Below are 11,155 nucleotides of genomic sequence, written 5' to 3'. Positions count from 1 at the left end.
ATGCGTCAGGCGGCGGCCTGCGCGTTCGCCGCGGCCTGCGCACGCTCGGCCTGGCGGCGCTGCCAGCGGCGCACGTGCGGCAGGTCGTCGTCGAGCCAGTACGCATCGTCGTCGGTGATCACCAGCAGTTCCTCGAATTTCGCGCCGACGCCGGCGAAGCCGAGATGCGGCTCGACGGCCCACAGGCCGGGCACCGGCGCGTGCTCGGAGCGGCGGTCGATCGACCACAGCGGCGACCAGCCCTGCTGCTTCGCCGCACGGCCCTGGTCGAGCAGCAGGTTGCGCGTCGCGTTCAGCCCGAAGCGCGCGACGAACCGCGGCTTCGACAGCTTGTGGATCTTCGCGACGCGATGCGCGAGCACCTTGAACGGATACGCCTTGTGGCGCGGCTCGACGCCCTGGCGGCGGCACAGCGCGTCGACCGCCTGCGCGACTTCCGCCATCGGACGGCGCGCCTTCACGAGCCGCACGATCATGTCGCGATGGTCCATCAGGTCGTCCTGCAACTGCGCGAGGATCGGGTTGTGGCCGAGACAGTGCGCGTAGCCGACGTCCGCGACGATGCCGTCGAGCACGGGCGCGACGTCGAGGATCACCGGCATGTCGGCTTCGAGCTGGCGGTTGCTCGGAAAGAACGCGGCGTTGAAGCCGCCCAGATGCTTCAGACCCGAGAAGCCGTCGAACGCGGTGCGGGTGCCGAACCACGCAAACGGCTTGTGCAGCCAGTCGCGCACGCCGTTGTCCTGCAGCCATTCGGTCAGCAGCCGCGCGGCCTCCTTCTCGGTGATGCCGGGGTAGAGCATCGCGCCGACCGTTTCCACGCAACGGTACGCAAGCTGCTGGACTGCGCGGAATTGCGGCAGTTCGTCGAGGTGGACTTCCGGCAGCGGATGGTGGGCAGTCATGATGCGTCTCCATGTGTCGGCCCGCGTGTGCCGGTCGGCGCGCTGCGCGTGCCGTGCGATGCGGGGCGCTGATGCCGAACGCATCCGCCGGTGATCCGAAAGCGGACTATTCAGCCAGCATTTAATGTGCCATTGAATGATGTAACGATCATAGCCGGTTCGACGTTCGCGGAAGTGAGGACTTTTCCTAATCAGCGGCCGAAATGGAGGGAAAGCTCTAGCTTGCGGCCGGCCGCTGCCGGATCGGCGTCGCCTGGCACGCGTGTCGAGCAGGAGCCCGCCGGGGCGGAGCACGCAAGGTTTCGGCGCGGGCGCAGGATGTCGCGCCGGAGCAACTCGCGGTCGTGTCGGCGCGCGACGCTGTCAAATTGCCGAAATAGTCTCGCCACATCATTCGCCCCCGATTCGAAGCCGTCCCGGCTTCGCGGGGCCGGTGTCCCGCGCGTCGCGCAGCGCCGCGACCGAAGCCGATTCGGCATTTCAACGGAGAGAGACCATGCAACGCCGCCAGTTCATCAATACCCTTGCCGCGGCGAGCGCCGCGACGCCGCTGATGCTCAAGGCCGGCACGGCCAACGCGAAGCGTGCCACCGCGCCCGACGCGCTCGACCCCGGCCGCTGGTCGCCGTTCAACGCCGCGCGCCTGCAAGCGGTGCTCGACCAGCATGGCGTCGCGAGCGCGCGCTACGACGGAAAGCGCCGCCCGTACGCAGTATTCGACTGGGACAACACGTGCATCATGAACGACTGCGAGGAGGCGTTGCTGATGTACCAGATCAACCATCTGCAATACAAGCTGACGCCTGACGAGTTCGTCGCCGTGATGTGGAAGGACGTGCCGAAGGGCGCGTTCATGAAGGACTACACGACCGTCGACGGCAAGCCGGTAACGATGGAGGATCTGGCCGCCGACGTCGAGTCCGACTACCGCTGGCTCCATGCGAACTACAAGGGCTTCGGCGGCGACAAGAGCCTCGACGAGATTCGCGAGACCGACCAGTTCAAGGATTTCCGCGCGAAGCTGTACTTCATGTACGACGCGATCTGCGACACGCATCCGCTCGAAGTCGGCTACAAGTGGATCATCTACTTCTACAAGAACATGACGACCGCCGAGTTGCAGGCGATGGCGGAAGCGTCGAACAACTACGGTATCGGAGACGCGCTGCGCAAGGTCCGCTACGAAAGCCCGAAGGCGCTGCCGGGCAAGGCGGGCGTCGTGGCCGATACGCATTTTCACGGCATCCGCATTCACGAGGAAATCCGCGCGGTGATGCATACGCTGCGTGCTAACGGCATCGACGTGTACGTGAGCACCGCATCGCTCGACGACGTCGTGCGCGTATTCGCCGGCAATCCGAACTATGGCTACGGCGTGCCGCCCGAGAACGTGATCGGCCTGCGTCTCGACATGCAGGACGGCAAGTACACGAGCACCTATCCGGCCGGGTGGCATTTCAACTGGGGGCCCGGCAAGACGGTGGGAATCCGCAACGTCCTCGCATCGAAGAAGGGCTACGGCCCGCTGCTGGTGTTCGGCGACAGCGACGGCGACGCGTGGATGCTGCGGGATTTCAAGGACACCGCGGCCGGCGTGATCGTCAACCGGATGAAGAAAGGCGAGATCGGCGCGGATAGCAAGCTCGCGGCCGAACAGATCGGCGACCCGGGCGCGCGCTTCCTGCTGCAAGGCCGCGACGAGCACACGGGGCTGATGATCCCGGACGAGAAGTCGATCAAGTACGGCAAGACCGAGCGCAAGCTGCTGGCCTGACGCGGGCGGCGCACGGGCCGGACGACGCGGACGCGGCCGGTGCCGATGGGCGCGGCGCCACGGCGGCGCTGGCGTGCGCCGTGCGGGCCGGCACACGCGTGTGTCAACGCTCGCGCGGCGGCCCCAATCGCTCCAGCAACGCGCCGAGCAGATCGACCGGCAGCGGAAACACGATCGTCGAATTCTTGTCCGCCGCGATCGTCGTCAGCGTCTGCAGGTAGCGCAGCTGCATTGCCTGCGGCTGCTGCGCGAGCCGCTGCGCGGCCTGCAGCAGCTTCTCCGACGCCTGCAATTCTCCTTCCGCGTGGATCACCTTCGCGCGCCGCTCGCGCTCGGCCTCGGCCTGGCGCGCGATCGCACGGATCATCGTCTCGTTCAGGTCCACGTGCTTGATCTCGACGGTGGACACCTTGATGCCCCACGCGTCGGTCTGCGCGTCGAGCGTCTTCTGGATATCGGCGTTCAATTGCTCGCGCTCGGCGAGCAGCGCATCGAGCTCGTGCTTGCCGAGCACCGCGCGTAGCGTGGTTTGCGCGAGCTGGCTCGTCGCCTCGAAGAAGCGCGCGACCTGGATCACGGCCTTCTCCGGATCGACGACGCGGAAATACACGACCGCATTGACCTTCACCGACACGTTGTCGCGCGTGATCACGTCCTGCGCGGGCACGTCGAACACAACGGTGCGCAAGTCGATCCGCACGACCTGCTGGACGACCGGAATGATCAGGACGAGCCCTGGCCCCTTCACTTTCCAGAAGCGGCCGAGCATGAACACGACGCCGCGCTCGTACTCGCGGAAGATGCGGATCGACGATGCGACGAGCACCACGACGAAGACGATCAGGACGCTGCCGAAGCCAAACGTGTAGCCCATCATGACGGTGCTCCCTGCTGTTGTTGTTCGTGTGCCGGCACGTCGTAGAGCGGCGTGACGGTCAGCGTCAGCCCGTGGCGGCCGGTGACGCGCACGCGGCAGCCGGCGGCGAGCGGCGTGCTGCTCGCGACGCGCCAGCGTTCTCCGTGCACGCGCGCCCAGCCCGCCGCCGACGGCTCGGGGCCGGCCGCGCCCTGCGGCTGATCGGCGCGCAGGCCGTCGTCGAGCACTTCGCCGATGCTGCCGACGATTGCCTCGGCGCCCGTCACCACGGGCCGCCGCCGCGCGCGTAGCGCGACGCTCGACACGGCGGCGACCAGCAACCCGCCGCCGATGGCGAGGCCGGCAATCACCGGCCATGGAATCCCGTAGCCGGGCACGTCGGTGTCGATCAGCATCAGCGCGCCGATCGTGAACGCGACGATCCCGCCGAAGCCGAGCACGCCGAAGGTCGGCAGAAACGCCTCCGCGACGAGGCAGCCGAGCCCGAGCAGCACGAGCCCGAGCCCCGCGTAACTGATCGGCAGCAACTGCATCGCGAACAGACCGACCAGCAGGCAGATCGTGCCGGCCACGCCCGGCAGCACGAAGCCGGGATTCGCGAATTCGAAGAACAGCCCGTAGATGCCGATCGTCAGCAGGATCAGCGCGACGTTCGGGTCCGCGATGATCGCCAGGAAGCGGCTGCGCCAGTCGGGCGCGAGCACGACGAGCGGTGCATGCGCGGTCGCGAGATGCAGCGTGCCGGCGGTCGTCGTCACCGTGCGGCCGTCTAGCCGGCGCGCGAGATCGGCCGGATCCTGCGCGATCACGTCGACGACGTGCTGCGTGAGCGCGTCGTTGGCGGGCAGGCTCACGGCCTCGCGCACCGCGCGCTCGGCCCAGTCGGCATTGCGTCCGCGCAGCTGCGCGAGGCCGCGGATGTACGCGGCGGCGTCCTGCGTCGCCTTGCGGATTTCGGTCGACTGCGTATCGTTCGGCAATTCGGCGCGCGCAACCGGTGCGCCAGGTACGCCCGACGACGCCGATGCAGCCGATGCACCGGCAGCGCCCGACGTGCCGGCAGGCGAGGGTTTCGGCGCGCCACGCGTACCGCCGATCCCGAACTGCACCGGCGATGCCGCGCCGAGATTGGTGCCGGGCGCCATCGCGGCGACGTGGCTCGCGTAGACGATATAGGTGCCGGCGCTAGCGGCCCGTGCACCTCCCGGCGCGACGAAGGCCGCTACCGGCACCGGCGAGCCGAGAATCGCCTTGATGATCTGCCGCATCGACGTGTCGAGCCCGCCCGGCGTGTCGAGCTGCAGGATCGCGAGCGGCGCTTGCTCGCGCGCCGCGCGGTCGAGCGAACGCACGATGAAGTCGGCGCTGGCCGGGCCGATTGCGCCGTTGACGGGAATCACGATGACCGGCGCCGCTGCCGCGCGCGTCAGCGCGGCAACCGCCGCGCACATGACGAGCAGCGCTGCGAACAGCGCGGCGCGTGCGACCCGCGCGGACAGCGGGTGACGGGGGTGGCCGCCCCGCGATGCAGACGCAGGCGGCGGCCCATGACGGTGAATGCGCATCGGGGCGTCCGGGCGGCGCGCGGCCGCACGCCGTCCGGCTCGCGGAAAGGGCGTTGGCCCGATGCTTGAAGATTAGGCGGTTTCGGCAGAAAGCGCGAAGCCGGGGCTGAAACGCTCGCGCTCAGCCGCCGGCGCCGCCGCCGCGCGCGAGCGTTTCTTCCCGGTACTCGGCCGGACTGCGCCCGCTCCATTTGCGAAACGCGCGGTAGAACGCGCTTGGTTCGGCGAAACCGGCAGCGGCAGCGACGTCCGCGATCGTGCGCGACGGATCGGCCAGCGCCTCGAACGCGAGGTCGCGCCGCAGCGTGTCCTTAATCGACTGGTACGCGTGGCCTTCCTGGTGCAGCTTGCGGCGCAGCGTCGCCTCGGCCACGTGCAGCCGCGCGGCCATCCCGCCGGCGCCGGGCCACGACGCGGGCGGCATCCTGCGCAGCACCGTGCGCACGCGCTGCGCGAGCGCGTTCGGGTTGCGGTACTTGACGATGAAGCTGGCCGGCGCGTTGCGCAGAAACGTCTTCAGCGTCTTCGCGTTCTGCACGACGGGCAGCGTCGCGAATTCGGGATCGAAATCGACATACGAATCGGGCTGGTTGAACCGCATGTCGTCGCACAGCATCGACGGATATTCATGGTCGGCCGGCGGCGTGTCGCAGCGAAAGCTCGCGTGCAGCACCGGGATCCGCCGCCCGATCAGCCAGCAGGTGAGCCCGTACACGATGATGAAATAGGTCGCGTACGTGAACATCGCGGGTGCGGCGACGCTGTTGCGGTGCACGAAGCGCAGCCGCACGCGCTGGGGATTCGCGTCGAGCTCCGCGTGCAGGTCGTCGAGCACGCAGTGCATGAAATTCACCGCACGCGCCATCGCATGGAGCCCGTCCTGCGCGGACAGCGCGGCCTGGCTCATCGCGATGAAGCTGCCGCTGCGCATCGGATGGCGATCCTGCCCGAAAAATTCGTCGTCGAGCGCGCGCGCGATCGCATTCCACAACGCGCCATATTGCTGAGCGGACACGCGCGCACGCGGCTGCACGAGCAGCGCGGGCGCGATGCCTGCCTGCGCGAGCAGCGGCTCGGCCGCGACGCCGCGCCGGGTGGCAAGCTCGACGCTGTAAGCGACGAGGCTGATCGCGACGGTTCCCTTGTCTTCCTGCTTCATCGACGCCGCCGGTATGGCAAAAACGCTCAGTGTAAATGAGCGGCGCGAGCATCGAACAGTCGCGCGCGCTTGCCTACACTTGTTGCATCGAAACAAAAGGTCGGTCGCCGCACGCGGCCGCGGGAGACAGCAGCGCAATGGACGAGCTTTACACCGAAGACCAGCGGATGATCCGCGACGCCGCGCGCGCCTTTGCCATTGAAGTGCTGGCGCCGAACGCCGCGCAATGGGACCAAGACGCGCATTTGCCCGACGCGGTCGTCGCGCAGCTCGGCGAACTCGGACTGCTCGGAATGATCGTGCCGCAGGAGCTGGGCGGCGCGTATACCGATTACGTCGCGTACGCGCTGGCGATCGAGGAGATCGCTGCCGGCGACGCCGCATGCGCGACGATGATGAGCGTGCACAACTCGGTCGGCTGCGGGCCGATCCTCGGCTTCGGCACGCCCGCGCAGAAGGATCGCTGGCTGGCAGAGATGGCGGCGGGCCGTGTGATCGGCGCATTCTGCCTGACCGAGCCGCAGGCGGGCTCCGAAGCGAACAACCTGCGCACGCGCGCGGAGCTGCGCGACGGCAAGTGGGTGATCAACGGCGCGAAGCAGTTCGTGACGAACGGCCAGCGCGCCGGTGTCGCGATCGTTTTTGCCATGACGGATCCTGAAGCCGGCAAGCGCGGCATTTCTGCGTTCCTCGTGCCGACCGACACGCCGGGCTTCATCGTCGGCAAGCCCGAGAAGAAGATGGGGATCCGTGCGTCCGACACGTGCCCGATCACGTTCGAGAACTGCGCGATTCCCGAGGAGAATCTGCTCGGCAATCGCGGCGAGGGGCTGAAGATTGCGCTGTCGAACCTCGAAGGCGGCCGGATCGGCATCGCCGCGCAGGCGCTCGGCATCGCGCGCGCCGCGTTCGACAAGGCGCGCCGCTATGCGGGCGAGCGCGTGCAGTTCGGCAAGCCGATCGCCGAACACCAGGCGATCCAGCAGAAGCTCGCCGACATGGCCACGCAGATCAACGCGGCGCGGCTGCTCGTGCATCACGCGGCGCAGCTGCGCACGGCCGGGCTGCCGTGTCTGTCCGAAGCGTCGCAGGCGAAGCTGTTCGCATCCGAGATGGCCGAGCGCGTGTGCTCGGACGCGATCCAGATCCACGGCGGCTACGGTTATCTCGCCGATTACGAAGTCGAGCGTCACTATCGCGACGCGCGCATCACGCAGATTTACGAAGGCACCAGCGAAGTACAGCGGATGGTGATCGCGCGACAGCTGTGAGCCGCCGCGCGCTCGCATCCGGCGTCGCGCAGTGCAACAAAAACGATCGAACAAGCACGTAACAACGCAGGCCGCAACGCAGGCAACCAACGCAGGCAACCAACGCAGGCACGAGGGCAGCGCGGCGAACGCGGCACGCAACGACGTGACCGTGCGCCGTGCAATACGGAACCGGGCAGGTGCTGCAGCACATGCGCCGGTTGACCGCTAGGCATGGAGACTGGACGGAGACGACACATGACGGTACAGGCATTCCTGGACGCACGCGACTTCCTGCTGCGCCATCGCACCGACTACGACACCGCTTACCGCGATTTCGAGTGGCCGGTGCTCGATGCGTTCAACTGGGCGCTCGACTACTTCGATCCGATGGCGCGCGGCAACGACCAGCCCGCGCTATGGATCGTCGATGCGGCGACGGGCACGGGCGAGCCGTATTCGTTCGCGCAGATGTCCGAGCGCTCGTCGCGGATCGCGAACTGGCTGCGCGGCATCGGCGTCGTGCGCGGCGACCGGATCCTGCTGATGTTGCCGAACCGTGTCGAACTGTGGGACGCGATGCTCGCCGCGATGAAACTCGGCGCGATCGTGCTGCCCGCGACCACGCAGCTGTCGGCCGACGATGTGCGCGATCGCGTACAGATCGGCGGCGCGACCTACGCGATCGTCGACGAGCACGAAACCGCGAAGTTCGAGCAGGCCGGCCTCGGCCTCAAGCAGAAGATCGTCGCGGGCGCGCCGCGCGAAGGCTGGCTCGCGATGAACGACGGCTACGCGGCGAGCGCCGCGTTCGAGCCGGATGCAGTCACGCACGCGAACGATCCGATGCTGCTGTATTTCACGTCGGGCACGACCTCGAAGCCGAAGCTCGTCGAGCATACGCACCGCACGTATCCGGTAGGCCACTTGTCGACGATGTACTGGATCGGGCTGCAGCCCGGCGACATTCACTGGAACATCAGCTCGCCCGGTTGGGCCAAGCATGCGTGGAGCTGCTTCTTCGCGCCGTGGAATGCGCAGGCGTGCGTGTTCGCGTTCAACTACGCGCGCTTCGACCCGAAGGTCGTGCTCGATGCGCTCGTCGACTACCGGGTCACCACGTTGTGCGCGCCGCCGACCGTGTGGCGCATGCTCGTGCAGCAGCCGCTCGCGTCGTTCGACGTGAAGCTGCGCGAGATCGTCGGCGCGGGCGAGCCGCTGAATCCCGAGATCATCGAGCGCGTGAAGAAGGCGTGGGGCATCACGATTCGCGACGGCTATGGCCAGACCGAGACGACCTGCCTGATCGGCAATTCGCCGGGGCAGGCCGTCGTCGCGGGCTCGATGGGCCGCCCGCTGCCCGGCTACCGGATCGCGCTGCTCGATCCGGACGGCGCGCCGGTCAGCGAAGGGGAGGTCGCGCTGCCGCTCGGCGATGGCGCCGCGCGACCGGTCGGGCTGATGAACGGCTATGCGAACAACCCCGACGCAACGGCCCATGCGATGCGCGACGGCCATTACCGCACGTCCGACATCGCGATGCGCGGCGAAGACGGCTACTACGTGTACATCGGCCGCGCGGACGACGTGTTCAAGTCGTCCGACTACCGGCTGAGCCCGTTCGAACTGGAAAGTGTGCTGATCGAGCATCCGGCGATCGCTGAAGCGGCCGTCGTGCCGAGTCCGGACCCGGTGCGGCTGTCGGTGCCGAAGACGTTCGTCACGCTGCGCCAGGGCTATGACGAAAGCCCCGCGCTCGCGCTGGAAATCTTCCGCTTCTCGCGCGAGAAGCTCGCGCCGTACAAGCGGATCCGCCGCTTGCAGTTCGCGGAGCTGCCGAAAACCATCTCCGGAAAAATTCGCCGCGTCGAACTGCGCCGCCGCGAAATCGAGCGCGGCGAAGATGCAACGACGCGGATGCCCGGCGAATACTGGGAAGAAGACTTCGCAAACGAGCTGAAATAAGAAACGACCGGCTGCGGGCCGCGCACTCGGTTTTTACGCGCGCAGCCCCGGCCTCACCGAACCGAACCCGCCGCGCGTCGCATGACGCCACGCGGCCCACTCCAAGGAGAGCGCACTGATGAACGCGAATCCGACGCCCCGTTCGGGGCAACACGTGCCGACGGTCAAGCTGCTGATCGACGGCGCCTTCGTCGAGTCGACCACGAGCGAGTGGCGCGACATCGTCAACCCGGCAACGCAGCAGGTGCTTGCACGCGTGCCTTTCGCAACCGTCGCGGAAGTCGACGCGGCCGTGCAGGCCGCGCACACCGCGTATGCGACGTGGAAGAACACGCCGATTTCCGCTCGCATGCGCATCATGCTGAAGTTCCAGGATCTCGTGCGCGCGAACCAGCAGCGGATCGCGAAGACGCTGACGGCCGAGCAGGGCAAGACGATTCCCGACGCCGAAGGCGACATCTTCCGCGGTCTGGAAGTGGTCGAGCACGCGTGTTCGATCGGCACGCTGCAGCTTGGCGAATTCGCGGAGAACGTCGCGGGCGGCGTCGACACGTATACGCTGCGCCAGCCGCTCGGCGTGTGCGCGGGCATTACGCCGTTCAACTTCCCCGCAATGATTCCGCTGTGGATGTTCCCGATGGCGATCGTGTGCGGCAACACGTTCGTGCTGAAACCGTCGGAGCAGGACCCGCTGTCGACGATGGAACTCGTCGAACTCGCGATCGAAGCCGGTGTGCCGAAGGGCGTGCTGAACGTCGTGCACGGCGGCAAGGAAGTCGTCGACGCGATCTGCACGCATCCGCTCGTGAAGGCGATCTCGTTCGTCGGCTCGACGGCCGTCGGCACGCACGTGTACAACCTCGGCAGCCAGCACGGCAAGCGCGTGCAGTCGATGATGGGCGCGAAGAATCACGCGGTGGTGCTGCCTGACGCGAACCGCGAGCAGTCGATCAACGCGCTCGTCGGCGCGGGCTTCGGCGCGGCCGGCCAGCGCTGCATGGCGACGTCCGTTGCGGTGCTGGTGGGCAGCGCGCGCGACTGGCTGCCCGACATCGTCGCAAAAGCGAAGACGCTCAAGGTCAACGCCGGCTCGGAACCGGGCACGGACGTCGGGCCGGTCGTGTCGCGCGGTGCGAAGGCGCGCATCCTGTCGTTGATCGAAGCCGGCGTGAAGGAAGGCGCCAAGCTCGAACTCGACGGCCGCGACGTGAAGGTCGCCGGTTACGAGGAAGGCAACTTCATCGGGCCGACGATTTTCTCCGGCGTGACGCCCGAGATGACCGTCTACACGCACGAAATCTTCGGGCCGGTGCTGGTCGTGATGGAAGTCGACACGCTCGACGACGCGATCGCGCTGGTCAATGCGAATCCGATGGGCAACGGCGTGGGCATCTTCACGCAGAGCGGCGCGGCCGCGCGCAAGTTCCAGAGCGAGATCGACGTCGGCCAGGTCGGCATCAACATCCCGATTCCGGTGCCGGTGCCGTTCTTCAGCTTCACCGGTTCGCGCGGCTCGAAGCTCGGCGATCTCGGCCCGTACGGCAAGCAGGTCGTGCAGTTCTATACGCAGACGAAGACGGTGACCGCACGCTGGTTCGACGACGACACCACGGCCGCGCCGGTGAACACGACGATCCGGCTGCATTGAGCCGCGCAGGAG

General features: G+C 67.5%; 8 protein-coding genes. 4 read left to right on the top strand and 4 right to left on the bottom strand.

Features of this window, described 5'->3' with window-relative positions:
• Positions 1 to 5: 5 nt before the first annotated feature.
• Entirely contained in the window at positions 6 to 905 is a 900-nt protein-coding gene (locus WK25_RS27135) for a M24 family metallopeptidase (RefSeq protein WP_069243564.1), read from the bottom strand.
• A 496-nt stretch (positions 906 to 1,401) separates the two neighbouring features.
• On the opposite strand from WK25_RS27135, the gene WK25_RS27130 reads away from it, so the two are divergent.
• Positions 1,402 to 2,679, top strand: coding sequence for a haloacid dehalogenase-like hydrolase (locus tag WK25_RS27130; protein WP_040140641.1), 1,278 nt, complete (start codon positions 1,402 to 1,404; stop codon positions 2,677 to 2,679).
• 103 nt (positions 2,680 to 2,782) lie between these two features.
• Here the strand turns inward: WK25_RS27130 and WK25_RS27125 are convergent, their stop codons facing one another.
• From WK25_RS27125 to WK25_RS27115, 3 genes are all read right to left on the bottom strand, one after another.
• Positions 2,783 to 3,556 (bottom strand): slipin family protein, encoded by a 774-nt coding sequence (locus tag WK25_RS27125; RefSeq protein ID WP_040140639.1) that lies wholly within the window; start codon positions 3,554 to 3,556, stop codon positions 2,783 to 2,785.
• Positions 3,553 to 5,121: an NfeD family protein gene (locus tag WK25_RS27120; RefSeq protein ID WP_069243241.1), complete on the bottom strand. Its 1,569-nt coding sequence runs from the start codon at positions 5,119 to 5,121 to the stop codon at positions 3,553 to 3,555. Before WK25_RS27120 ends, WK25_RS27125 begins: the two co-directional genes overlap by 4 nt.
• A 121-nt stretch (positions 5,122 to 5,242) precedes the next feature.
• The gene (locus WK25_RS27115; RefSeq protein ID WP_069243240.1) at positions 5,243 to 6,280 is read right to left on the bottom strand and encodes an AraC family transcriptional regulator; all 1,038 of its coding nucleotides are present in this window, start codon (positions 6,278 to 6,280) and stop codon (positions 5,243 to 5,245) included.
• Between the two features lie 137 nt (positions 6,281 to 6,417).
• Between WK25_RS27115 and WK25_RS27110 the strand changes: the two genes are divergently transcribed.
• The 3 genes from WK25_RS27110 (at position 6,418) to WK25_RS27100 (ending at position 11,143) form a co-directional block, all read left to right on the top strand.
• A complete protein-coding gene (locus WK25_RS27110; protein WP_059544579.1) occupies positions 6,418 to 7,551 on the top strand; it encodes an acyl-CoA dehydrogenase family protein in 1,134 nt (377 codons plus the stop codon).
• Positions 7,552 to 7,788: 237 nt separating this feature from the next.
• Positions 7,789 to 9,495: an AMP-binding protein gene (locus WK25_RS27105; RefSeq protein WP_040140633.1), complete on the top strand. Its 1,707-nt coding sequence runs from the start codon at positions 7,789 to 7,791 to the stop codon at positions 9,493 to 9,495.
• 118 nt (positions 9,496 to 9,613) lie between these two features.
• A complete protein-coding gene (locus WK25_RS27100) occupies positions 9,614 to 11,143 on the top strand; it encodes a CoA-acylating methylmalonate-semialdehyde dehydrogenase (protein WP_040140630.1) in 1,530 nt (509 codons plus the stop codon).
• The last annotated feature ends 12 nt before the right edge of the window (positions 11,144 to 11,155 follow it).

The organism is Burkholderia latens (assembly GCF_001718795.1).
In the GTDB taxonomy this organism is placed as follows: Bacteria; Pseudomonadota; Gammaproteobacteria; order Burkholderiales; family Burkholderiaceae; genus Burkholderia; species Burkholderia latens_A.
This window is presented reverse-complemented; position numbering and strand designations above follow the sequence as displayed.